The organism is Halostagnicola larsenii XH-48, from assembly GCF_000517625.1.
Taxonomy (GTDB): Archaea; Halobacteriota; Halobacteria; order Halobacteriales; family Natrialbaceae; genus Halostagnicola; species Halostagnicola larsenii.
Genome location: NZ_CP007055.1, coordinates 2,313,480 through 2,335,625, shown reverse-complemented (window position 1 = coordinate 2,335,625; position 22,146 = coordinate 2,313,480). Strand labels below are relative to the sequence as shown.

The 22,146-nt window shown below is 62.2% G+C and carries 25 protein-coding genes; 13 read left to right on the top strand and 12 right to left on the bottom strand.

What is annotated here, in order from left to right; all coding sequences use genetic code 11:
- Positions 1–7: 7 nt before the first annotated feature.
- Positions 8–160 carry a hypothetical protein gene (locus HALLA_RS20640; protein ID WP_157231370.1) on the bottom strand — a complete coding sequence of 51 codons (153 nt, stop codon included), beginning with the start codon at positions 158–160 and terminating at the stop codon, positions 8–10.
- 108 nt (positions 161–268) lie between these two features.
- Here HALLA_RS20640 and HALLA_RS11825 point away from each other — a divergent pair, with 108 nt between their 5' ends.
- Positions 269–463, top strand: a complete 195-nt coding sequence (locus tag HALLA_RS11825; RefSeq protein WP_049953547.1) for a hypothetical protein — start codon at positions 269–271, stop codon at positions 461–463.
- Between the two features lie 115 nt (positions 464–578).
- On the opposite strand, the gene HALLA_RS11820 is transcribed toward HALLA_RS11825, so the two are convergent.
- Complete coding sequence (locus HALLA_RS11820; RefSeq protein WP_084569001.1) at positions 579–1,493, bottom strand: ABC transporter permease; 915 nt, start codon at positions 1,491–1,493, stop codon at positions 579–581.
- Positions 1,490–2,566, bottom strand: a complete 1,077-nt coding sequence (locus HALLA_RS11815; protein ID WP_049953546.1) for an ABC transporter ATP-binding protein — start codon at positions 2,564–2,566, stop codon at positions 1,490–1,492. Before HALLA_RS11815 ends, HALLA_RS11820 begins: the two co-directional genes overlap by 4 nt.
- A 347-nt stretch (positions 2,567–2,913) precedes the next feature.
- Here HALLA_RS11815 and HALLA_RS11810 point away from each other — a divergent pair, with 347 nt between their 5' ends.
- Complete coding sequence (locus HALLA_RS11810) at positions 2,914–3,180, top strand: HalOD1 output domain-containing protein (protein WP_049953545.1); 267 nt, start codon at positions 2,914–2,916, stop codon at positions 3,178–3,180.
- Positions 3,181–3,263: 83 nt separating this feature from the next.
- Here HALLA_RS11810 and HALLA_RS11805 read toward each other — a convergent pair whose 3' ends face one another.
- The 6 genes from HALLA_RS11805 to HALLA_RS11780 form a co-directional block, all read right to left on the bottom strand.
- A complete protein-coding gene (locus HALLA_RS11805) occupies positions 3,264–3,602 on the bottom strand; it encodes a DUF7344 domain-containing protein (protein ID WP_157231369.1) in 339 nt (112 codons plus the stop codon).
- A gap of 143 nt (positions 3,603–3,745) precedes the next feature.
- A complete protein-coding gene (locus tag HALLA_RS11800) occupies positions 3,746–4,414 on the bottom strand; it encodes a helix-turn-helix domain-containing protein (RefSeq protein WP_049953543.1) in 669 nt (222 codons plus the stop codon).
- Positions 4,415–4,704: 290 nt separating this feature from the next.
- Positions 4,705–6,096, bottom strand: coding sequence for an FAD-dependent oxidoreductase (locus tag HALLA_RS11795; RefSeq protein ID WP_049953542.1), 1,392 nt, complete (start codon positions 6,094–6,096; stop codon positions 4,705–4,707).
- Between the two features lie 225 nt (positions 6,097–6,321).
- Positions 6,322–6,756, bottom strand: a complete 435-nt coding sequence (locus tag HALLA_RS11790; protein ID WP_049953541.1) for a TM2 domain-containing protein — start codon at positions 6,754–6,756, stop codon at positions 6,322–6,324.
- Between the two features lie 39 nt (positions 6,757–6,795).
- Positions 6,796–7,266: a DUF2085 domain-containing protein gene (locus tag HALLA_RS11785; RefSeq protein WP_049953540.1), complete on the bottom strand. Its 471-nt coding sequence runs from the start codon at positions 7,264–7,266 to the stop codon at positions 6,796–6,798.
- Positions 7,267–7,519: 253 nt separating this feature from the next.
- The gene (locus HALLA_RS11780) at positions 7,520–7,726 is read right to left on the bottom strand and encodes a hypothetical protein (protein ID WP_049953539.1); all 207 of its coding nucleotides are present in this window, start codon (positions 7,724–7,726) and stop codon (positions 7,520–7,522) included.
- A 258-nt stretch (positions 7,727–7,984) separates the two neighbouring features.
- Here HALLA_RS11780 and HALLA_RS11775 point away from each other — a divergent pair, with 258 nt between their 5' ends.
- The 6 genes from HALLA_RS11775 (at position 7,985) to HALLA_RS11750 (ending at position 13,794) form a co-directional block, all read left to right on the top strand.
- Positions 7,985–8,692 carry a glycosyltransferase gene (locus tag HALLA_RS11775; protein WP_049953538.1) on the top strand — a complete coding sequence of 236 codons (708 nt, stop codon included), beginning with the start codon at positions 7,985–7,987 and terminating at the stop codon, positions 8,690–8,692.
- A gap of 78 nt (positions 8,693–8,770) precedes the next feature.
- Positions 8,771–9,919 carry an AI-2E family transporter gene (locus tag HALLA_RS11770; RefSeq protein WP_049953537.1) on the top strand — a complete coding sequence of 383 codons (1,149 nt, stop codon included), beginning with the start codon at positions 8,771–8,773 and terminating at the stop codon, positions 9,917–9,919.
- A 26-nt stretch (positions 9,920–9,945) separates the two neighbouring features.
- Positions 9,946–10,410 carry a hypothetical protein gene (locus HALLA_RS11765; RefSeq protein WP_049953536.1) on the top strand — a complete coding sequence of 155 codons (465 nt, stop codon included), beginning with the start codon at positions 9,946–9,948 and terminating at the stop codon, positions 10,408–10,410.
- 134 nt (positions 10,411–10,544) lie between these two features.
- The gene (locus HALLA_RS11760; protein WP_049953535.1) at positions 10,545–10,973 is read left to right on the top strand and encodes a hypothetical protein; all 429 of its coding nucleotides are present in this window, start codon (positions 10,545–10,547) and stop codon (positions 10,971–10,973) included.
- Between the two features lie 46 nt (positions 10,974–11,019).
- Positions 11,020–11,994, top strand: a complete 975-nt coding sequence (gene gnd / locus HALLA_RS11755) for a phosphogluconate dehydrogenase (NAD(+)-dependent, decarboxylating) (RefSeq protein WP_157231368.1) — start codon at positions 11,020–11,022, stop codon at positions 11,992–11,994.
- Between the two features lie 69 nt (positions 11,995–12,063).
- Positions 12,064–13,794 (top strand): MATE family efflux transporter, encoded by a 1,731-nt coding sequence (locus HALLA_RS11750; protein ID WP_242406165.1) that lies wholly within the window; start codon positions 12,064–12,066, stop codon positions 13,792–13,794.
- Between the two features lie 62 nt (positions 13,795–13,856).
- On the opposite strand, the gene HALLA_RS21075 is transcribed toward HALLA_RS11750, so the two are convergent.
- Positions 13,857–14,021, bottom strand: a complete 165-nt coding sequence (locus tag HALLA_RS21075) for a hypothetical protein (RefSeq protein ID WP_169732134.1) — start codon at positions 14,019–14,021, stop codon at positions 13,857–13,859.
- A 176-nt stretch (positions 14,022–14,197) separates the two neighbouring features.
- Here HALLA_RS21075 and HALLA_RS11745 point away from each other — a divergent pair, with 176 nt between their 5' ends.
- Positions 14,198–14,587: a hypothetical protein gene (locus tag HALLA_RS11745; RefSeq protein WP_049953533.1), complete on the top strand. Its 390-nt coding sequence runs from the start codon at positions 14,198–14,200 to the stop codon at positions 14,585–14,587.
- A gap of 42 nt (positions 14,588–14,629) precedes the next feature.
- Here the strand turns inward: HALLA_RS11745 and HALLA_RS11740 are convergent, their stop codons facing one another.
- Entirely contained in the window at positions 14,630–15,403 is a 774-nt protein-coding gene (locus HALLA_RS11740; RefSeq protein WP_049953532.1) for an enoyl-CoA hydratase/isomerase family protein, read from the bottom strand.
- Between the two features lie 121 nt (positions 15,404–15,524).
- Positions 15,525–17,048 carry a sulfatase gene (locus HALLA_RS11735; RefSeq protein ID WP_049953531.1) on the bottom strand — a complete coding sequence of 508 codons (1,524 nt, stop codon included), beginning with the start codon at positions 17,046–17,048 and terminating at the stop codon, positions 15,525–15,527.
- Positions 17,049–17,226: 178 nt separating this feature from the next.
- Between HALLA_RS11735 and truA the strand changes: the two genes are divergently transcribed.
- From truA to pan2, 4 genes are all read left to right on the top strand, one after another.
- Entirely contained in the window at positions 17,227–18,090 is an 864-nt protein-coding gene (truA, locus tag HALLA_RS11730) for a tRNA pseudouridine(38-40) synthase TruA (RefSeq protein WP_049953530.1), read from the top strand.
- A 65-nt stretch (positions 18,091–18,155) separates the two neighbouring features.
- Complete coding sequence (locus HALLA_RS11725; protein WP_049953529.1) at positions 18,156–18,398, top strand: hypothetical protein; 243 nt, start codon at positions 18,156–18,158, stop codon at positions 18,396–18,398.
- A gap of 100 nt (positions 18,399–18,498) precedes the next feature.
- A complete protein-coding gene (gene pepF / locus HALLA_RS11720) occupies positions 18,499–20,310 on the top strand; it encodes an oligoendopeptidase F (RefSeq protein ID WP_049953528.1) in 1,812 nt (603 codons plus the stop codon).
- Between the two features lie 299 nt (positions 20,311–20,609).
- On the top strand, positions 20,610–21,842 hold the full coding sequence (pan2, locus tag HALLA_RS11715; protein ID WP_049953527.1) for a proteasome-activating nucleotidase Pan2: 1,233 nt from the start codon (positions 20,610–20,612) through the stop codon (positions 21,840–21,842).
- Positions 21,843–22,146: the final 304 nt, after the last annotated feature.

The window sequence follows — 22,146 nt, the reverse complement described above, 5'->3', positions numbered from 1 at the left end:
TGGGGTTCTACTCGTCGGCGGCGGTTCGTTCGAGTTCGTCGGCAGCGGTTCGTTCGCGTTTTTCGGTGGATTCGTCCCGCTCGCTCCAGCGCTGGTAGGCGATCGGATCGGGACCGTGGACGGTCGTAACGCCGCCCCCGCCGTCGACGAGCATCGGCACGTCAGTGTCGAGGCGGTCGCTCGAGGAGCTAGCGTCCTCGCTCGAGATAGAGTCTCGTTAGTTCACAAAACATATTACTTATCGGAATAGACCCAACTCGTATCAACGATGTTCTACTGGCTCCGATCGCGACCCTTCGGACAACAGATACTGATCATCGCGATGATCTGTGATCCGATCGGGTTCGCCGCGGGATACCTGCTCGCACCGTCGCTCGGCCTCGAGCCGATCATGGGCGGCGTGTACGGACTCGTCGCAGCGAGCGTTCCGCTCTCGTTCTGGCTCATGACGCAAAACAACTGACTCGAGTCGGGACCCGGTTTCTCGAGGCGGGGTCCCGCAGGTCCGTTCTCACCCGCTATCGCGCCGAGCGCGGCGTCCGCCCTTGAGCGTCGGCCGAACCGAGTGCGATCCGGCGTCATCGAACGTCCGAACTCGAGGCCCTCGAGAGGAGATAGACGGCCGTTGCGCCGAAGCCGATCGCCAGGCCCGCGAGCACGACGACGCCGGGAACGATCGTATCGAGTACGCCGCCGAACGCCGTCACGTCGAGTACCGTCATCACGTCTTCGTCGAGCATGATCGCCCGCGTGGTGTCGACCCCGTAGGTGACGGGATTCAGCCGGGCGAACACCTGAATCCAGTTCGGAAGGACCTCGATCGGAAGGAACGCACTCGAGAGGAACAAGAGCGGAAACTGGAGCAGGTTTGCGCCGATGATCGTCGACTCCTGATCCCGCGTCAGTACCGCGAGGGTGTTCGAGAACGCGATGAACCACAGCGAAAAGAGGACGCCGACGGCGACGATCGCCGCGCCGCCGAGGACGCCGGTCGCGAGTTCTGCCCCGAGCAGGACGCCCGCCCCGAGGATGATCGCGATCTGGATGGCGATGCGAAACACTTCGGCGGCGGTCTTCCCGACGAAGACGGCCGTTCTGTTCATCGGGGTGACGAGTACCTTCTCGAACATCCCGTTCTCGATGTCGTTGACCAGTCCGATCCCCGAGGTCACCGCCGACGCGAGCGCGACCTGAATCGCGATCGCCGGCACGAGAAACGTCGTGTAGTCGACGCCCGGGAGCCCCTGGTCGACGGCGCCGCCGGCGACGTTTCCGAACACCTCGGTGAACAACACGAGGAAGATAAACGGCTGTGCGAGCGAGACGACCAGGACGAAGGGGTTTCGGACCGCCTTGCGATTCCAGCGCTTGAAGTTCACCCAGACGTCGCCGGCGAAGGTGTTCCTCGAGCGCCCGATGGCGTCGCCGTCGGTCGCGTCATCGTCGCCTGTGCCCTCACCGCCGCCGATGCGGTCGGACGTTGATGGGCTCATGTGGGTCCCTCCGAGTCGGCGGCCACGGACGAGTCCGTGGATTCGGTTTCGACCCGCTCGCCGGTGACCGCGAGGAACACGTCGTCCAGCGACGGCGCGCGAACGTTAAATCCCGTGACGGTGACGCCCGAGTCCCGCAGCGCGACGAGCAGGTCGGGGCCGACGCGACGCGCCCGTTCGGCGGTGACGCTGATCCCGGTCTCGGTCTCCTCGACCAGCGCGCCGTTGAACTCCTCGAACGCTCGAGCGATCTCGGCGGCTCGCGTTCGAGCGGCCCCGTCCGCTTCTACCTCGATGTCGAGTACGTCGCCGCCGACCTGCCGTTTCAACGCCGCGGGCGAGCCGTTGGCAACGATCCGGCCGCCGCGAATCACCGCGAGTCGTTCACAGAGCGTGTCGGCCTCGTCGAGGTACTGCGTCGTCAAAAAGATCGTCGTGCCCCGTTCGTTGATCCGTTCGAAGTACGTCCAGAGCCGGTTTCGGGCCGTCGGATCGAGGCCGGTTGTCGGCTCGTCGAGAAAGACGAGCGGCGGTCGGTGAACGAGCGCGGTCGCCGCGTCGAGGCGTTTTTTCATACCGCCGGAAAACTCCTCCGAGCGCTTGTCCGCGACCGACTCGAGGTCGACGAGCTCGAGCAACTCGGCGGTCCGGTCCTCGCGTTCGCCCCGCGGAACGCCGTAGGCCTCGCACGCGAACCGAACGTTCTCTTCGGCCGTCAGTTCGGGGTCGATGCTCGTCTCCTGTGCCATGTACCCGATCGTCTCGCGGATCTGCTGGGCTTGCGTTCGGACGTCGAACCCGTTCACGTGAACCTCGCCGTCGGTCGGCGAGAGCAACGTCGCGAGGACCTTGATCGCCGTCGTCTTCCCCGCGCCGTTCGGACCCAGAAAGCCGAAGAACTCGCCGTCGGCGACGGTCATATCGATGCCGTCGACGGCCGTCGTTCCGTCCCCGTACGTCAGTTCCAGGTCCGCTATCTCGATGGACGCACGTCCCGACGACCGCCGTCGATCCGCGTTCGCTGTCCGCTCGCGGTCGGGTTCGCCGTCCGTCGTCGACTGTTCGTCCGACATACGGCCGGTACGGTGACCGGATACAAATACGAACGCCCCTCTCGAGGAGTTCGTCCGGTCCCGTCCGCGAGGGCGAGCACACTGCCGGTTCGGGGTGTCGACGTCGAGTGTCTCGTTTGAGTAGACGGCTGGTCGGTCGAATCCATCTCGAGCGATCGGTGAGAGGCGTGATTCGGCGAGGACCCGACTGCGGTCTACCGGCCGACCCGGTTTCCGACTGGTCACCAGCGACGGGCCGGTTCCCGGTCTCTACGGAGGACCGTTCCGGGTAGTCGCCACACTGGTTTCCGCTCGGTGATACAAACTTCCGACAGTTTTAGACCGATGGCCACGAGTGCGGTAGGTAGATGGATTTGATACGCTCCAACGAACTAACGGAGTCACACTGTATCTGGGATCTCATCGACGCGATTGCAGAGGTGAAGGAAGTCGAGCCCAGTCAGCTTCCCCCGATTTACGATACGATCGATCCCGAACCGATTGCGGCGTTGATAAACGATTCCGGAACGGATTTTGAACTGACCTTCGAGTACGAAGACCTCCAGATCCGGATCACGCCGGACCGGTACCAGATTAGCGCTGACGGTGAAATAGCGACAGAATCGGACTGGTAATAAACGATCAAATTCGTCCCCACTCGAGACCCGGCCCTCGAGATCGGGTGGCGACGATTCCTACGATCGTTCGCCGAAGGCGTCTATTCGTCCATTTGCGAACGAAACGTCTCGGCAATCTCTGCGAGATCGTCGGCAACGCCCTCCGGTACGGTTACCTCACCCGTTTCGTGAGTGTACGAGACCAGCCCCGACTCGTCGAGTTTCGGCAGGTGGACGTGATAGAGCGCGAGGCGAGCCTTCCGAACCTGCGTCTCAGTCGACTCGTTCGTGGCGTCGTTCGACGGGTGCGCGACGATTCGGGATGCGAGTTCGGAAACAGAAAGCGGTCGTTCGTCGGCCAGAATCGATAGCGTCTGTCGGCGATACCTGTTCGCAACATCGGTATACGAAAGGTCCAACGAAGAGTTTCGTGAATTCATGAATAAGACGGGCATATATAGATAGTGACTAGCGGGGGAGAAAGATCAGGACTGTATTATCAGCCTCTTATCTGGGGGCGGCTATCCGTCTAGTGTTGACTATCTCGTCTGGTGTCGACGATTTCCGTCAGTATCGACGGCGGCTATATTCGAGGGTTCGTCTCGCTCGAGCTTACTTTGAGCGTGTTCTCGATCAGTGACTTGTGGGCACGATGGAGTCGTTTCGACAGGGACTGTTGTGTGATGTCGAGTTTCTCGGCAACGTCCTCGAGCGACGCCTCTCGAGGCGTGTCGAAGTATCCCGCTTCCCACGCTTGTACCAGCGCCGTCTGCTGTTTCGACGTCAACCCGTACTGTCCGCCCGTTTTCGGTTGGGACAGGTCGTACAGTTGTTGTAGGTTGAACGCAATATTGTTCTCGTGGCAGTACTCCTGGAACGCGTCCAGTTGGTCGCGGTCGTCGAACCGAATGCGCAGTTCCCAGCGTTCGTTCGTTCCCGTCGCCTCGAGGACGACCGCTTTGATCTTGGTGTAGATGTAGACGATCGATTCGATGTGACTGGTCCACTCCGCTCGATACAGCGCCGTGTCCTGAAACTCGTCGAGTTGCTCTAAGTTTCGGATCGATGGATCGTCCGCGACGGCGCCTTCGAACGTGGCTGGATGGCTCCCCGAGATCCAGAAGTACGGAGTGAGAATTTCGTCGGTTGCAACCACCCGCTCGATCTCGATTACCGTGTCCGACACCGAATTTAGGGTTTCGTGCAGCGCGAACGCGTTCGACGGGACGTAAAATTCGCCGAATACACTCATACGATTGATTCGGATGTCTCCGATATAAGTACCGAGATTTACGACGGTTTCAGTCGTTTGAGACGGTTCGATGGGCCGATCTGTACATCTCGTCGATATGTCCCATCCAACACGACGCGAACTGTGACCTGGAGGGTGCAGCGAAGCACGACAGGTGTCTTGCTGCCGGCCGGGAGACGGACTGATCGATCCTGGTGAACAAACACCGAGAGCGTCACATACGGTTTGTAACCGGATAATCGGGGCCTCGGATCGGCTACGTGTCCGCTACTCGCGATAAATTCGCTCGTTCAGTCGTCGTCGGTGGCCGGACTGGCCACGGTCTGTGTATCTTCCGTTTCGTCGTCGATTCGCGGGAAGTTGTCGATCGTCGCCTCGCGAAGCGCCGCTTCGTCGAACTCGTAGTCGCCCTCGAGGAACTCGAGGACGCGCTCGGTGTCCTGAACGGCGTTTTTCAGACACGTCGACGCGCCGGGCGAGGGCGTGATGTTGAAGATGATGTCGTCGCCAACAATCTTGGCTTCGCCCATGTCCAGGGACTTGTTTTTCGTGTCGACGATCTGCGGTCGAACGCCGCCGTAGCCCTTCGCGCGCTCGATATCCTCGAGTTCGGCGCTCGGGACGACCTTCTGGACGTGCGGGAGGAACTGGCGCGGTCCGACCTCGGGGAGGTCGTAGACGAGGTTCCGGAGCACGTACGGGAGGAGGATCCGATCCGACAGGATGTTGGCGTAACTGAGAAACGCCGCAGCGTTCAGGCCGAATACGTCGAGGAAGTCTTTCACCGTCGAGATGCGGCCCCGCTCGAGCGTCGGGACGAGTTTCGCGGTCGGGCCAAATCGGGTGATAGAGTCGTCGTGAACGTCCGCGTCGCCGTGGACCGCGGCGAAGGGCAACTTCTTCATCTGGAGGGTGTAGACCTTTCCGTTCAGGAAGTCATCAGCAAGGAAGAAACTCCCCGCGATCGGGAGCAACACCTTGTCCTGGCCGTAGCCGAGTTCCTTGGCTATCTGGAGGCTGTGTGAACCGGCGGCGACGACGGTCGCCTCACAGTCGAATCGGCCGTTGGTCGTCCCGATGGTGTACCCATCCAGCGTCTCCGTGATGTCTTCGACCTCCGTTCCGGTGTAGACGTCGACGTTCGCCTCTTTTTCGGCCTGTTCGACGAACGACTTCGTCGCTTCCCCGTAGTCGACGACGTAACCGTCCGGCGTCTGGAGCGCGAGCATTTCCGTCGACGGGTCTCGCCCCTCGACGACCTTCGGTTCGATTTCTGCGATCTCCTCGCGGTCGATCGCCCGAAGTTTCGGGAAGAGTTCGCCGAACCCTTCGTCCTCGTAGCGCTGCTCGAGTTGTGCGACCTCTTCGTCCCCGACGCCGAGGACCATCTTGGACCGCTTCGAGTGCATCTCGCGGTCGGGGTCGTGATTCTCGAGGTAGCCAGCGAGCAGTTCCGCACCTTCCTTTACGTCCTCGGCCTTCTCGAGCGTGTAGTTCGTCTCGATATCACCGAAGTGCAGCGTCTGGGAGTTGTTCGTGACGTGTGAGTTGATCGCGGCAATCTCCGACTCTTTCTCGATCAGTGCGATGGACTCGATATCAGTGAACTTCGCTGTCGTGTACAGCAAGGATGCACCACTGATACCGCCGCCCACGATGACGAGGTCGTATTTGCCAGACATGGTTTGTTGAGTAGCTAGTTTCGTGACTGCACTCCACACGGATAACTCATATTCTTTCAATCGACATTACGTCGATTGTCGAATCTCTTATCGACGGAGTGGGCGTTCGTTCCGGAATTTTAGCACCCTATCTTATTAGATACAAAACATTCTCATTTTGGTTCTGATGAGCGTCGATGCGCTGTGTCGGACTGATTGGTGGGATCTGCCGTGGCCCAGCGGTTCTCAGAACTCACCGACAATGCTCCCGTCCGCGTACTTCCGCTCGTACTCCGCGTCGTCCGCGACGAGCATCAAAATCCCCTCAGCCAGCCCGAGTAGGGAGGGAATTCCCGTCCAGCAGAAACACAGATAGAGGACGCCGTATTTGATATTACCCTGATAAAACTTGTGCACACCGAACGTGCCGAGTACGATCGCCAGCACACCGGCGACGACCTTATCCGAATTCGTTCCACTGCGTGAGCGCTGTCGCACGCCGCATTCCGGACAGATCTCCGCCTGTTTCTTGATCGATTCGCCACACTCGAAGCAGTACTTCTCGTCTCCCGCTCGAGTCTCGTCGGTTTCTTCGATGGGGGTGGTCTGGTTGACCCCGCAGTTCGGACACAGTTCGGCATCGTCGCGGATCTGTTCGCCGCAGCTAATACAGTAGGTCATTCGATCTCACGTGCTGGTTGGAACAGTGCTCATAAAACATCATCTCTCCGTTTCTCCGTCGATCGTCGAGAGATAAAGGAGCGACCCCGCGGCGAGGGCGTAGGCGATTCCGACGGCGAGGACGCGAAGATCACCCGCAAGCAACAGGTGGACGAGTCCCGTTCCGTAGCCGCATCCCAGTAGGAACCCTGTGGCCGTCCGAACGAGGTTGTATCCGCGGCGCTCGGTGAACGTGGTTAGCGTCCAGTCGACGAGCGCCGGCAACGGAAAGACGAGGGCGACGGCCAGGGTGGCGACCGGTGACGCTAGGAGACCGCCCCCGAGCAGCGCGACGACTAGAGCCGCGAGTATCCCCGGATAGATCCCCAGGCATCGCGCACAAATGTGAATCCGCCTCCCGAAGATCACCGGGGCGTAACACCGGTGGCGCTCTGACGGCAGGTGATGAGAAAGCAGGTATGGCCACGTCCTCGCCAGTCCCGCCCGTAACTCCGACCGATCGATCCCCATACTGTCTTTCGGTTGCTGTGACACCTAAAACGTATGTTCCTCAGGTATGGCTCGAGTGGTGTGTTCAGTGGGTCGGTATACTACCACTCGAGTCTATCTATTATCCGTAAATCGATGGCCTCGGCACTCATAGGGCTCGTCACGACCGGTTGCCGAGACCGGTTCGGAGCGGACCCATCGTCATCGGCCGCTCGAGTCTACAGCGTCCGTCGAAAAATCAGTTCGGATCCACAGCGAAACGGATAGCGGCGACTCAGTCGGACGACCCGCTCGAGGGCGTGACGAACGCGGAGTTACAGTCGTCGATCAGGTTCTCGAGACGGTTCGTGTTCCGCGTGGAGAACGTCCGTTGGACGCGTTCAGTCGGGTTGGTTCGATCTCGAGGCGGTCGGCGGCCGGGTGCGGTCGGTGTTCGATTCGGAATTCGGGTCGTCTGTGTCTGCAGGTTTTGTGTGCTCATGTCGGTCGGGTGGTGAGGTGTGATTCGGCGGTGCGGACGGCTTCGGTCGGATCGGGAAGCCATCGTGGTACTGGACTGGTCGAGGACCGTCGAAGAGGAGTTCGTCACCGTGGTACGTGTACGACCGACATCTGTACTCCTCCCTTTTGCCCCGACAATTATAAAAGTTCATGATGTTAATTCGCTCGTGGATGCGTTTCGGTGTCACCCAACGATCGCATAGACACAATTACAACGCCTGCAAAGGGAGTATCCACGATGAGTGCGAGCGAGACGACCGTCGAGGGGGATTCACGAGGCGAATCCGCCGACCCGGTCGCCAGTTTCGTCGTCCCCGCGCGAAACGAGGCCGAGTACATCCGTGGCACCCTCTCGAGTATCGGGGGGCTAGATACCGCCTACGAGTACGAGGTGATCGTCGTCGACGGCGGCTCGACCGACGGAACGATCGACATCGCACGCGAGTACGACGTGCGTATCGTCTCGGACGACGGGGCCGGAATCGGCCCTGCGCGGGCACTCGGCGCGGAACACGCCGCTGGCGAGTGGCTCGCCTTCGTCGACGCCGATACGCAGGTTCGCGCGAACTACCTGACGGCAATGCTCGGGTTCGTCGAAGCCGAGGGTGTGGTCGGGGCCAGTTCCGCGTGTCGGATTACGGGCCCCTACCGGGCGAAGCTGATGGAAGCGACGATCAACCACGTCTTTCCGCGCCTCGAGTTGCCGATCCTTCCCGGATTCAACTGCTTCGTTCACCGAGCGGCCTACGACGACGTCGGCGGGTTTCCGAACGTCCCCAACGAGGATACGGCGTTCAGTCGGCGACTGGGCCGCTCGTACGATACGGGCTACTGCCCTCGAGTGCTCGTCGAGAGTTCGGGACGGCGAATCGCCGACGTGGGTCTGACGGGTGTGCTCTGGCACTACGGCCGCCTCGATCTCGAGCGGGTTCGCGCCGAGTACTGAGTCCCCTCGGAGCGTAATTCGATGCGATCGCTGACTAGTCGGGGGAGTGAAATACTTCACCTGTCTAGCAGTGTGTATATGGAGTTCGACCGAATCTTCGCCCGCCGGGTCGCAGTCGGATTGCTCGTTCTCACGCTCTTTGCGGTTGTGGCCTACGTCGCCGTCCGATTCATCGCGGTGATCGTTTTCGCGATTTTTCTGTACTACGCCGTTCGCCCGATTTTCCGGTCGCTCGAGCGCTTCGGCCTTCCGCGTCGTCCCAGAGCGGGGCTCGCGCTGGTGCTCTTCGGCGTGCCGTTCGTCCTTCTGGTCGGGTATACGGTTGCGATCATCGCCCTCGAAGCCCAGACGATTCTCGAAACCTACGACGTGCAGGGGGAGGCGTTCGCCCAGACGCTCCAGCAGGTCGGTATCGGCGATGTCGAGGAACTACAGGCGATTCTCTCCGGAGCAATCTCACAGGCGTCCCTCAGCGTGGTTGGAGTGAGCTTCCTCGGCGCGATTAGTGTCCTGAGCAGCGCCTTCGTCCAGTTACTAATCCTCGTCGTACTCACATACTACATGCTCGTCGACGGGCCCAAATTCGTTTCGTGGCTTCTCGAGCGCTTCGACGAGTCCGGTGTGATGGGCGAGTACGTTCGTGCGGTCGATCCGGAGCTCTCGATGACGCTCTTTGGCAACATCGTCAACGTGTTCGTCACCGCTATCGTCGGCATCGCGACGTTTTACGTGTACAACTTCTTCGCGCCGGCAGCCGTTGCGGTGCCGTTTCCGGAACTGATGGGGGCGCTGGCCGGCGTCGGCAGTCTCATTCCGGTCGTCGGCATTAAGCTCGTCTACGTTCCGATTACCGCCTTACTGGCGATGAACGCGTGGGTTTCCGGAGATTTTTCGCTGTTCGTTCCGGTCGGCGTGTTGCTCGTCGTCAGCGCCGTCATCGTCGATTTCATCCCCGACTTCTTCATCAGAGCCCACATCAGCGGTGACCAGACCCACACCGGGATGTTGCTGGTGTCGTACGTCGTCGGTCCGGTCGTCTTCGGATTTTACGGGCTGTTCTTGCTCCCGATCGTTCTCATCCTCGTTATCAATGCAACGCACGTCCTCGTCCCGTACGTGCTTTCGGGCGACGACCTCGTCACGAGACAGTCTCGGTTACGGGAGTATGCTGATCGATCCTCGCTCTCCGAGCGTTCGACGACGGGCGAGCGCGAGTCGGAACGCTGATACGCTCGCTGTCTAACCAGTTGCGTATGGTCGACCAACTCATCGGGCGAACGGCGCATCTGGTCTTCGCCGCACTGTGGACCGGCAGCGTCTTTTTCGTCGCGTTCGTCGTCCTTCCGCTGGCTCGAGACGGCGCGTTCAACTCCACGGCACCGCTCGAGACCATCTCGGGAAAACTCACGACGATTTCGCGAACCAGTTCTGTCGTACTCTTTCTGACGGGCAGTCACCTCGCGGGGACCACCTACACCTCCAACTCCCTCTTCTCGATGCTCGAGGGGCAACTCGTCCTCCTGATGGTCGGGCTCTGGCTCGTGTTGACCGCGCTGGTCGAGATCGCCGCCAAGCGGTTCGAATCGGGGCTCAACGGCAAGAAACTCCGCGAACCGGCTCGAGACGCGCTTCCGTTGTTCCGTGCGGCCGCAGTCGTCGGTATCGGATTGCTCATCGTCGCGGGCGCGCTCTCAGCAGATATCGCCCGTCTCGTATGAGTCATTTCTCTCTCCAATAATTATCTGTTTTGCTGAATGTCGTCTGACGCATGTCTGCTTTCCGGCCCGAAGAATTATCAATCGGACATATTCCGACGAAAGATACTTAGTTGATTGCTATACAGTACTGTACAATGATCAGGGGGAAAGACGTCGCACTTTCCGCGCTCGTCGTCGGCTCCGCCGCGGTCGCCGGCTACGTGCTGCGGTCGGGTCGATCCAGCACAACCACCGCGCGCTCGAAGGCCGACCTCGGCGCGCGCGTCGTCACTGACGTACCTGCCGATGCAACCGTCATCGACGCTTCGAGCCGCTCGCTCCACGACATTCCGGGCGCGAAAAAAGCGATCCGCCGCGCGATTCGAAACGATGCCAGCGAGGAGTGGGAACACGTCACGATCGAACGGGACGGTGCCTGGTCGATCGTCGACGCGATCCGCGGTTCGCTGCCGTACCACGAGGGGCGACGCGGCGGATACAACGGCGTCTACGTCTGGTACGACGGACAGGTCGTCGTCCTCGACGCCATCGGCTGGGCGCGTCTCGAGACGCCGATGCAGTAGCGAGTCGACACCACGTCTTACCGCTCGAGCGGTTTCGGAATTCGTTTTGGCGACCGATCGCACCCATCAGCGTCGCGGACGAATCACAACCACTACCTCCCCTGCCCGTCCAGCCACCGGTATGCAACTGGGCGTAATCGGACTCGGACGGATGGGACAGATCGTCGTCGATCGGGTTCTCGCGGCCGGACACGATGTCGTCGCGTTCGACCTCGACGAAGCGGCAGTGGCGGCGGCCGCCGAAGTGGGTGCCGACCCCGCGGACTCGATCGCTGACTTCCTCGAGCAACTCGAGGGAGCAAAACGAATCTGGCTGATGGTTCCCGCCGGCGCGGCCGTCGACGCGACGCTCGAGGAACTCGAACCACACCTCGAGGATGACGATATCGTCGTCGACGGCGGCAACTCGAAGTTTCAGGATTCGGTTCGCCGCGCCGAGTCCTGTCCCGCCGCGTATCTCGATTGTGGTACCTCCGGCGGCCCCGCAGGCGCGGACCTCGGATTCTCGCTGATGGTCGGCGGACCGGAAGCGGCCTACGCGGAACTCGAGCCGATCTTCGACGCGGTCGCGACCGGCCCCGACGGACACGGCCACATGGGCCCCGCGGGATCGGGTCACTACGTGAAGATGGTCCACAACGGCGTCGAGTACGCGCTGATGCAGGCCTACGGCGAAGGGTTCGAACTCCTCTACGAGGGTCGCTACGACCTCGACCTCGAGGACGTCTCTCGAGTGTGGAACAACGGCGCGGTAATCCGCTCGTGGCTGCTCGAACTCTGCGAGGAGGCGTTCCGCGAGGAAGGGACGGATCTGGTCGACGTTGCAGACCGCGTCGAAGGCGGTTCGACCGGCACGTGGACGGTTCAGGAGGGGCTCGAGCAGGAGGTTCCCGTGCCGCTGATCTACACGGCGCTGTCCGAACGATTCGGATCGCGGGCGGACGACGGTCGGTTCTCGCGACGCCTTGCAAACCGGCTCCGCTATGGCTTCGGTCGCCACGAGGTTCCGCGCCGGGAGTAACCGTCGACCACTGCACGCGTCGACGACGCTTCAAAATATTGATCACCGCGCCGGTCATTGGTCGGGTCAGTGCCCGACGATCCCCGCGACTCAGACGACAGTCCGTCTCGACGAGCGGACGACGCTCCACCGGAAGACGACACGCCCGTAGAGGGTTCGTCGCCGGACTCCGACTCGCCTGCTGGTTCACCGGAAGACGAACTGGACGCGGAGCGAGAGGAAAGCGAAACGGATGCAGAGCGAGATGCGGGCAAACCGGATCCGGACCGAGAGGACGGCGACTCGAGCGACCCGTTTGCGCCCTCGAGTTCGATTACGGAGGGATCGCTCATCGGACCGCTGTTTCACCTGGCCTGGCCGATCGTCGTCATCCAGTTGTTGCAGGTCACCTACAACGTCGTCGACACGCTCTATCTGGGCCGGCTCTCTGCGGACGCGGTCGGTGCGATCAGCCTCGCGTTCCCGCTGATCTTCCTCCTGATCGCGGTCGCCGGCGGGTTTACGACCGCGGGAGCGATCCTCGTCGCCCAGTACATCGGTGCGAAAGGGGATCGGTCGGCGGGGCTGGTCGCGGGCCAGACGGTCTCGTTCGTCGCCATCCTCTCGGTTGCGATCGGGATCGCCGGCTACTTCTACACGCGACCGGCCCTCGAGGTCCTGCCCAGCGATCCCGAGACGGCGGCCTCGGTCGTGCCACTGGCCGCAGACTACATGGAGATCATCTTCCTCGGCATGCCGTTGATGTTCGGGTTTTTCGTCTTTTCGGCGCTCATGCGGGGCTACGGCGACACGCGAACGCCGATGCTCGTGATGGTCATCTCCGTCGCCGTCAACGTCGTCCTCGATCCGATCTTCATCTTCGGCTTCGAGAACAACCCGTTGATCGGCTGGCTCGAGGCCACGCCCCTCATCGGCGCGCTGGATTTCGCGGGCATCGAAGCTGCGGTCTACGCCGCGACCGGCTTTTCGGGTTGGGGTATCGAGGGTGCCGCCATCGCGACGATCGCGGCTCGCGGCGCGGCGACAGTCGTCGGCCTCTGGATCCTGTTCGCGACGACTCGCGGCCCGGCAGTCTCGCTTGAGCACCTCCGACCGGACCTCGGGTTCATCGAGGATATCGTCCGTCTGGGCGTCCCGAGCATGGTCGAACAGTCGACGAGCGCGCTGGCGATGATCTCCCTGACCGCGATGGTCGTCACGTTCTCGCCGCCAGTCGTCGCCGCCTACGGCCTCGGAAACCGACTCATCTCGCTGGTCTTTCTCCCGGCGATGGGACTCGGACGGGCCATCGATACCGTCGTCGGCCAGAACCTCGGCGCGGACCGGGCGGATCGAGCCGGCCGCGCCGTGCGACTGGCCGCCGCGACCGGTGCGGGGGTGATGCTCCTCGTCGCCGTGGCCGCGGTCTCGGTTACCGAACCGATCGTCAGCGCGTTCCTCGGCGACGTCGAAGACGCGCCCGAAACCATCGCGCTTGGCGTCGAATACGTCCGGATTCGGTCGGTGGAGTTCGCCTTCATCGGCGTCTCGCAGGTGATTCTCGGCGCGTTCCGGGGGGCCGGAAACACGAAGACCGCCATGGTCCTCTCTATTCTGACCCTCTGGGTCGGCCGCGTCTCGAGCGTCTTCGTCCTCGTGTTCGTCTTCGATATGGGTGCCACCGGTATCTGGATCGGGATGGCCGTCGGGAACGTCCTGGGGGCGATCGTCGGTGCCGGCTGGTTCGCCCGCGGAACCTGGCGAAACCGGTACATCGACGATCCCGAGCCGGCAGCCAGACCGAAACCGATGGAAGACTGAGCCGCCCTCGCCGACGGCACTGTTATTCCGGCCTCGAGACGACCGAGACCGAACGGGACGTCTCAGGAGGGATGTTGGTGACCGATCTTCTCGGCGATCATCCCCGGGACGGGCGTCGCACACTCCTTGCACTTCCACGTCCGACTCGTCGCGCCACGGTCCGAGACGAGGTTCTGGTTGTACTCGAGAAGCGCACCGCACGTGCATCGATACGTTGTGCGGGACATCGATGCCACGTAGGTGCTTCTGGCGCTTAAACGCACAGTTCGCGTTCGGTGCCGGCCCCCCTTCGGCCTCAAGGTCGACCCCGCCGAAATTCGGGGCGGCGTCGCCCTCGAGTCGTTCGAGTGCCGTTCGCGCACCGCTCCGACCGTTTATATACCATACCGCGGCCAGAGGGTCCATGGTAGACCGACCGACAGTCGACCGACGAACCGTCCTGCGAACGATCGGCTCGAGTACCGCTGTTGGAGCCGCACTGATCTCGAGTGTGAGCGCAACCGACGACCCTCGCCCGGAGTCGAACACCGAAGAACCGCGAGAAACCGAAGTCGAGTGTGACGACATCCCCGCCGTGCCCGAGTCGGCGGCGAACCCACCCGACTCGTACGTTTCGACCGTCGATCGGATCGTCGACGACGAACACGTCGTCATCTTGCTCGAAGACGGCACTCAGACCGTCGATCAGATCGTCGTCCCCGCCGCAGAGTACCCGTGTCTCGACGAAAACGATCGGATCGTCGCGACCGTCGAGGACGACGAACTACGATGCTTCCGGTGGCTCCTCGAGTGATCTCGTCACCGCCGAACGGAATTTCGCGTGCGGGCGGCCGCTCTACTGCCCGCTGAACTCCGGTTCGCGGTCTTCCGTAAACGCGGCGACGCCCTCCATCATGTCCTGCGTGTGGAACATCCGCTCTTGCTCACGGGCCTCGAGTTCGAGTTGCTCCTCGAGCGTGTTGGCGTTCGACCGGAGGAGGAGCCGCCGGATCGAGGCGTGAACGCGGGTCGGGCCGTTCGCGAGGTCCGTGGCCCGTTCGCGCACCCGTTCGTCGATGTCCGCGTCGCTCACGACTTCGGTGAGGAGCCCGATATCGGCTGCCTCGCCCGCGGCGAGGATGTCCCCGCTCATCAGCAACTCCGTCGCGGTGCGAACGCCGACCAGCCGCGGCAGGATAAACGTCGCGCCGGTGTCCGCGGTCAGGCCGATGCTCGAGAACGAAAAGCCGATTCGGGCGGATTCGGCGGCGTAGACGAAATCGCAGGCCGTCGCGAGCGACGCCCCGGCACCGATCGCCGGTCCGTCGACCTTCGCGATTACGGGTTTCGAACAGGTCATGATCGCGCCGACCGCAGCGTGAAAGCCCCGATCGATGGATTCGGCCGTCGGCGTCGATCCGACGCTCGAGAGATCCGCGCCCGCACAGAAGGCCTCGCCCGCGCCGGTCAGGACGATACACCGAACCTCGTCGTTCGCGTCGAGTTCGCGAAACGCGGCTGCGAGTTCCTCTGTATCGGCCTCGCTCACCGCGTTTTTCCGGTCCGGGTTCGAGATCACGACGGTCGCATACGGTTCGTCCTCGGCGATCTCCGTTCGAATAGTTGTCATAGTACACACTCACTCTCGAGACCCGCATAAATCCCTGCGAACAGCTTTCAATTCCACTGCCGTTTGTTGCGGACCGGCGAAACAGATTTTCTCGCGGAGAACCAGTCGGCTGTCGATTGAACTACAGATAGCCGAGATCCGCCAACCGCTCTTTCGTGCCTGCGCGCATCGAGACGTTCTCCGCTCCCGTCTCGGCCGCGGCCGACTCGAGGTCGCCGAGTCGCTCGTCGAGCCGTCGGGCCAGCGCTTCGCGCCGATCGCGTTGCTGTCTGTTACTCGATTTATCACCCAGTTCGCTACAGAGGTTGCGGTGCTCGTGTGGGTCCATCTCGAGGTCGTGAAACCGCTCGAAGCCGTCGTCGCCCCGGACGTACTTGGCGTCCTGTGTTCGGATCGCCTGCAGCCGCCGGTCGAAGGCTCGGACCCGATCCGGAACGTGGTCGAACCGGGCCTCGAGTCGCTCGATGGAGGGCTGTGGCGCGACGTACTCCGCGAAGATTGCGTCTCGAGGGGCGGCGTCCGGCCTCGGATGCATCGATAGCCCCTGGCTCTGCTCTGCGAATGCGCGATCCTTGACGCCAGTCGCCTCGAGGAGCGTATCCGGGAGGTCGAGCAACTGGACGAGGTCGCGTCGCGTGCCGCCGTCGGTAAATTCGCCGCCGTGGACGACCAGCGGGACGTGAAGCAGGGTGTCGTAGAGATTGTACTGGTGGCCGAAAAAATCGTGTTCGCCGACGTGCTCGCCGTGATCGCCACAGACGACGAGAAGCGTCTCCTCCCACTCGCCGGTTTCCTCGAGGCTGCGGCGCAGCCGCGCGATCTGTCGGTCCACGTAGGCGAGTTCGGCCCGGTACAGGCCCCGGAGCATGGCGAACTCCCGGTCGTCGATCTCGTAGTCGCCACAGTCGTACGCTCGCGGGTCCTGCCGAACAGCCATCGCCTCCTCGTAGTCCGCGCCGTCGGGGAGGTGCCGTTCAGCGAGTTCCCGCGGCGGATCGTACGTAACGTGGGGTTCGATGTAGTTGCAGAACAGGAAAAACGGCCGGTCGCCCGCTCGGTTCTCGAGCCAGTTTTCCACCCACGTCGTCGTTCGGTCGGCTCCGTCGTCGCCTGTCGGCTGGAGCAATTCGCTGTAGAGGACGTTCGTCGCGTTGACCAGCGGGTTGCCCTGAAAGAGGTTCTCGCGGGTCGCCTCGAGTTTTTCGCGGAGGTCCTCGCCGCGAACGACGGCGCCCATGTCGTGTTCGGACTGGATATACTGCCAGCCGCGCCGGAGATGGTCGAACCCGCGGTCGAAGCCGAACTCCTCGGTGATCCAGGTGTTGTTCGACACGCCGACGGTTTCGTAGCCAGCGTCCGCGAACACCTCGGGGAGGGCTCGAAGCGATTCGTCCAAAAACGGGTGTTCTCCGTGCGTTCCGTGTTCCGACGGATACGTACCGGTGAACATCGAGGCGTGGGAGGGCAGCGTCCACGGGGCCGTTGCAAACGCGTTTTCGAACGCCGTCCCCTCCGTCGCGAGCCGGGACAGCGCGGGCATCGTTCGATCGCTCACGCTCGTCGCCCGAGCGGTGTCGAGGACGACGAAAACGACGTTTCGGGCGCTCTCATGTGGCTCCGAATCACTCTCTGCTGGTGGCTCCATGGTATGGACCCTCCACCTCCCTCGGGGAAGGTCACCGACCCGGCGCATGCAGGTCGCTCATAGCGATATCGCGACTATCTCCGCCCGATATTCGTCGGGATGGCGGCGAGTGCCGGCTTTCGTGAGGTGTTCTCGACGGAGCTAACACGAAGAAGGCCCTGGATCGAACCGAACCGTGATGCGCGCCTTTCGGATCGCCTACGACGGCACCGACTACTTCGGCTTCCAGCGCCAGCCCGACGTGACCACCGTCGAGGATACTATCTTCGATGCCCTGCGCAGGCTCGAGGTGCTGGCCGCCGACGCCGACAAACCCGAGGGCTACGCCGCCGCCGGTCGGACAGATGCCGGCGTATCTGCACTCGCACAAACGATCGCGTTCGACGCGCCCGAATGGCTCACGCCGCGAGCGATCAACAGCGAACTGCCAGCCGACGTTCGGGCGTGGGCGAGCGCCGACGCACCGCCGTCGTTCCACGCGATCCACCACGCGAGCAGACGAACGTACACCTACCATCTCTATGCGCCCGCCACGACTGCCGTCGACGCGGACGATTGGCGGTCTGCGTCGACTCCGTTTGGGAACGCCGCTCGCGTCGACGACGAACGATTCCACGCCGCACTCGAAGCGCTCTCTGGCGCTCACGATTTTCACAACCTGACGCCGGACGACCGAAACACCGAGCGCTCACCGACGCTCGAGGCGACCCGCGACGGTGCGTTTCTCGTCGTCACCGTGTCCGCGGGCGGCTTCTCGCGCGAACTGGTCCGCAGGCTCGTCTCGCTCGCCCGCGAAGTCGGTTCGGAGGAGACGTCGCTCGCACGGATCGATCGAGCGCTCGAGTCCGAACCGCTGGCGGGCCACGAGGGTATCGCCCCCGCGCCGCCGGAACCACTGGTGCTCACGGCGGTCGACTATCCCGACCTCGAGTTCAGCGTCGACGAGACGGCGGCGACGAGCGCGCGAGAGCTCTTCGACCGTCGGCGCGTCGAACAGCGAACGGCCGCGCGGATCTCGAGACAGCTCCGCGATGGGCTGTAGAGCGACTCACACAGCTAACCCGTATGGCGGGTGGGTTTATACGATTCGGGTGACGACGACGGGACATGGAACTGTCGCCCGAGGAGTACGGCGCGTACTGGCGAGCCTCGCTGCTGGTCTCCGCGGGGATACTCGTCGCCTATCTCGGCTATCGCGTCACCGCACCGCTTCTCGCGTATTCGCAACTGGGCCCAACGGCGTTCGGAATCTTCCTGCTCGTCGCGCTCGTCGTTGCGGGAACGTATCTCGTCGTCCTCGGTCTCGCTCGAACGATTCGGACCGCCGTCGACGCCGAGATGCGCGGGTAGCTGCACGTGCGTTCTGTGGTCGGTCGACAGACGAATCGTCCGCGTCTCGCCGCTGATCGCCTTCGGTAGATTTTCACAGCTTCGTTCCGATATACTCCGTATGAGTTCTGTTCCGGACCGCTCCGAAATCGACCGGGAATATACCTGGGACCTCGAGAGTATCTACGCGACCGACGACGATTGGGAGGAGGCGTACGCGGCGGTAAACGACCGAATTGAGGAACTTGCGGCTTACGAAGGCCAGACCACCGACGACGCGGAAACGCTGCTCGCCATTTTCGAGCTTCGAAACGAGATCATGCGCGAAGTGTCGACCGTCGCCGCCTACGCCAGAATGCGACGCGACGAGGACACCACCAACCAGGAGTATCAGGCGTTGACCGCCAGATCGCAGTCGCTGGCCGCGAACGCTCAGTCTGCGGCGTCGTTCATCGAACCCGAACTCCAGACGCTCACTCGAGAGGAGTTCGAGTCGATGACCGACGAGCAACCGGCACTCGATACCTACGACCACTACGTCGACGACGTGTTGCGGATGAAACCGCACACGCGCTCGGCCGAAGTCGAAGCGCTCCTCGCGGACCTGAGCGAGGTGACGGGCGCGACCGGCGAGGTGTACAACATGCTCTCGAACGCGGACATGTCGTTTCCGACCGTCGAGGATTCTGAGGGGGACGCGGTCGAAATCACCCAGAGCAATTTCACTAACCTGCTCAAACGCCCCGACCGGGAGTTCCGAGAACGGGTGTACGAGGGGTACTTCGACGAGTGGGCAGCGGTGCGAAACACCGTCGCGGCGTCGTACAAAAACAGCGTCAAAGCGGACATCAAAACCGCACAGGCCCGCAACTACGACACCGCACGCGAAGCTGCACTCGACGGACCGAACGTGCCCGTCGGGGTCTACGACACGCTGGTCGACAGCGTCAACGACAACCTCGATAAACTCCACCGCCACGCCGAGCTCAAACGGGAGGCACTCGAGGTCGACGAACTACGGATGTGGGACCTTTACATGCCGCTGACGGGCGGTGAAGGGCCTGACGTCGACTACGACGAGGCGACCGAGTACGTCGTCGACGCCGTCGGACCGCTGGGCGAGGAGTACCAGTCCCGCGTCGCTGAGGGCCTCGAGTCGCGATGGGTCGACGTCTACGAAAACGAGGGCAAACAGTCGGGTGCGTACTCCGGGGGGACCTACGACACCCAGCCGTTCATCCTGATGAACTATCAGGACGACATCGCCTCGATGTACACGCTGGCTCACGAACTCGGCCACTCGATGCACTCCGAACTGACGAAAGACGAGCAGCCCTACGTCTACTCGAGCTACGAGATCTTCGTGGCAGAAGTCGCCAGCACGGTCAACGAGGCGCTGTTGACGAATCACCTGCTCGAGACCGTCGACGACCCCGCGTTCCGAAAAGCCGTCCTCAACGAGTTCTTAGAGCGCGTCCGCTCGACGCTGTACCGCCAGACGCTATTCGCGGAGTTCGAACACGAGGCTCACCGCCTCGAGGAAAACGGTGAGCCGCTCACTGCAGACCGGCTGGACGACCTCTATCACGGGCTCAAAGAATCGTACTACGAGCCCGCCCACGTCGACGAACGGATCGCCCGCGAGTGGATGCGTATTCCGCACTTCTATCGCGCGTTCTACGTCTATCAGTACTCGACCGGCATCTCCGCCGCGCTCGCGATCGTCGACGGAATCCTGCCGGACGGGGCCGGCGGCGAGTCCGATTGCGACGCCGCCGAGGACTACCTCGAGTTCCTGCGCCGCGGCTCGCGAGAATACCCGCTCGAACTCCTCCGGATCGCCGGCGTCGATATGAGCACCAGCGATCCGATCGACCGCGCGCTCTCGACGTACGGCGACCGCCTCGACGAAATGGCAGCGCTGCTCGAGTAGGCCGAAACCACCCTCTCGGTCAGCTGCTTTGCGTTTCTGTTTTCGTTGAGTATCCGAGGTACTGGCATCGTCACTACCATTTTCCATCTATACACCCCGAAATTTAGCAGGACGGGACGTTCCCACCTCGTTCGGAGTGGATACTGTCGGTGATTTCCCGTGGTACGATATGCCGATAAACGGCTATTCGCCGCCGTTATCCGGCGAACGGCCATATAACTCGACGTTTCCGGCCACCCGAAAACCAACCGCGACCCAAAGGCACATTTATCGTGGGTATCTTATCGACGTACATCACGATGTCTCGAAGCCCATCTGTTCCTGAGCGGCCACATCGCGAGATCGATCCGGATCTTTCCGATGACGAACGGCTCGAGGCGCTCCGTGGACACTTCGAAGATCTCACCGACGTTCGAGATCAGCTGTCCGAGCAGCTCGATGCTGCAGACGAGCGCCGCGAACGGTTACGGGAGAAAGTCAATACTGTCGAACGCGAAAACGAGACGCTCAAAAGCTCCTCGTTGTACATCTCGACCGTCGAAGACGTGCTCGAGGACGACGAAGTGGTCGTCAAACAGCACGGAAACAACCAGGAGGTCCTCACGGACGTCTCACCGCGGATCGCAGAGTCGGTCGAAAGCGGCGATCGGGTCGCCGTCAACGACTCGTTTTCGATCCAGACGGTTCTGGACACGGAAACCGATGCCCGCGCACAGGCCATGGAGATCGCCGAAAAACCCGACGTCTCCTACGACGAGATCGGGGGAATCGACGAGCAGGTCACGGAGGTCCGCGAGGCGGTCGAGCAGCCGCTCGACGATCCCGAACTGTTCGAAGACGTGGGGATCGAACCACCGAGCGGGGTTCTCTTGCACGGCCCGCCGGGAACCGGCAAGACGATGCTCGCGAAAGCCGTCGCCACCGAAACCAACGCGACGTTCATCAAGATGGCCGGCTCGGAACTCGTCCGCAAGTTCATCGGCGAGGGCTCCCGACTCGTTCGGGACCTCTTCGAGATGGCCCGCGAGCGCGAACCGGCAATCATCTTCATCGACGAAATCGACGCCATCGCTGCCAAACGAACCGAGTCCAAGACTTCCGGCGACGCCGAGGTCCAGCGGACGATGATGCAACTCCTCAGCGAGATGGACGGGTTCGAGGCTCGCGGCGAGATCCGCATCATCGCCGCCACGAACCGCTTCGACATGCTCGACCGCGCCATCCTTCGGCCCGGCCGGTTCGATCGACTCATCGAAGTCCCCGAACCGAACCAGGACGGACGCGAGCAGATCCTCGAGATCCACACTCGAGAGATGGCGATCGCCGACGAGATCGATTTCGCCGACCTCGCGGCCGAAACCGAGGGCTACTCCGGTGCTGAAATCGAGAGTCTCGCGACCGAAGCCGGCATGTTCGCCGTTCGCGACGATCGCACCGAGGTGAACCACGAGGACTTCACCAACGCCATCGAGAAGATCGAAAACGACGACTCGAGCGACGTGATCTCCTCGGCCGGGTACTTTTATCAATAACAAACTTTTGCCCTGCGGTCTATCGCCTCCACGCCAGACTCACTGGCGTGGAGGCGATGTCCCTCGGCAAAATCTCGAGAGAGTGAAACTCTCTCGGACCTCGCGGGATCGAAGATCCCGCTTAGCTTTGATGAAAAGCGCTCCTCCTTCCCCGCTGCTCGTTTCACTCGCTTCGGGTCAGTCGTCGACCCGCTCGTTCGCTGCGCTCACTCGCGGTACATATCGGTGTGACCGCCTGCCCTTCCCCGCCTCGCGGTCCCCTCAATTTTTCGGGGACCGCTCGTGGCCACCGCCCTTTGTCTTC

What these genes read in the sequence shown, in the direction of transcription:
- truA (WP_049953530.1), top strand. Translation starts at nt 17,227, where the DNA reads ATGCGCGCCTTTCGGATCGCCTACGACGGCACCGACTACTTCGGCTTC.
- HALLA_RS21075 (WP_169732134.1), bottom strand. Translation starts at nt 14,021, where the DNA reads ATGTCCCGCACAACGTATCGATGCACGTGCGGTGCGCTTCTCGAGTAC.
- HALLA_RS11790 (WP_049953541.1), bottom strand. Translation starts at nt 6,756, where the DNA reads ATGACCTACTGTATTAGCTGCGGCGAACAGATCCGCGACGATGCCGAA.
- HALLA_RS11735 (WP_049953531.1), bottom strand. Translation starts at nt 17,048, where the DNA reads ATGGAGCCACCAGCAGAGAGTGATTCGGAGCCACATGAGAGCGCCCGA.
- HALLA_RS11745 (WP_049953533.1), top strand. Translation starts at nt 14,198, where the DNA reads ATGGTAGACCGACCGACAGTCGACCGACGAACCGTCCTGCGAACGATC.
- HALLA_RS11775 (WP_049953538.1), top strand. Translation starts at nt 7,985, where the DNA reads ATGAGTGCGAGCGAGACGACCGTCGAGGGGGATTCACGAGGCGAATCC.
- HALLA_RS11800 (WP_049953543.1), bottom strand. Translation starts at nt 4,414, where the DNA reads ATGAGTGTATTCGGCGAATTTTACGTCCCGTCGAACGCGTTCGCGCTG.
- pan2 (WP_049953527.1), top strand. Translation starts at nt 20,610, where the DNA reads ATGTCTCGAAGCCCATCTGTTCCTGAGCGGCCACATCGCGAGATCGAT.
- HALLA_RS11785 (WP_049953540.1), bottom strand. Translation starts at nt 7,266, where the DNA reads ATGGGGATCGATCGGTCGGAGTTACGGGCGGGACTGGCGAGGACGTGG.
- HALLA_RS11740 (WP_049953532.1), bottom strand. Translation starts at nt 15,403, where the DNA reads ATGACAACTATTCGAACGGAGATCGCCGAGGACGAACCGTATGCGACC.
- HALLA_RS11795 (WP_049953542.1), bottom strand. Translation starts at nt 6,096, where the DNA reads ATGTCTGGCAAATACGACCTCGTCATCGTGGGCGGCGGTATCAGTGGT.
- HALLA_RS11780 (WP_049953539.1), bottom strand. Translation starts at nt 7,726, where the DNA reads ATGAGCACACAAAACCTGCAGACACAGACGACCCGAATTCCGAATCGA.
- HALLA_RS11805 (WP_157231369.1), bottom strand. Translation starts at nt 3,602, where the DNA reads ATGAATTCACGAAACTCTTCGTTGGACCTTTCGTATACCGATGTTGCG.
- HALLA_RS11760 (WP_049953535.1), top strand. Translation starts at nt 10,545, where the DNA reads ATGATCAGGGGGAAAGACGTCGCACTTTCCGCGCTCGTCGTCGGCTCC.
- pepF (WP_049953528.1), top strand. Translation starts at nt 18,499, where the DNA reads ATGAGTTCTGTTCCGGACCGCTCCGAAATCGACCGGGAATATACCTGG.
- HALLA_RS11725 (WP_049953529.1), top strand. Translation starts at nt 18,156, where the DNA reads ATGGAACTGTCGCCCGAGGAGTACGGCGCGTACTGGCGAGCCTCGCTG.
- HALLA_RS11815 (WP_049953546.1), bottom strand. Translation starts at nt 2,566, where the DNA reads ATGTCGGACGAACAGTCGACGACGGACGGCGAACCCGACCGCGAGCGG.
- HALLA_RS11820 (WP_084569001.1), bottom strand. Translation starts at nt 1,493, where the DNA reads ATGAGCCCATCAACGTCCGACCGCATCGGCGGCGGTGAGGGCACAGGC.
- HALLA_RS11810 (WP_049953545.1), top strand. Translation starts at nt 2,914, where the DNA reads ATGGATTTGATACGCTCCAACGAACTAACGGAGTCACACTGTATCTGG.
- HALLA_RS11825 (WP_049953547.1), top strand. Translation starts at nt 269, where the DNA reads ATGTTCTACTGGCTCCGATCGCGACCCTTCGGACAACAGATACTGATC.
- HALLA_RS11770 (WP_049953537.1), top strand. Translation starts at nt 8,771, where the DNA reads ATGGAGTTCGACCGAATCTTCGCCCGCCGGGTCGCAGTCGGATTGCTC.
- HALLA_RS11765 (WP_049953536.1), top strand. Translation starts at nt 9,946, where the DNA reads ATGGTCGACCAACTCATCGGGCGAACGGCGCATCTGGTCTTCGCCGCA.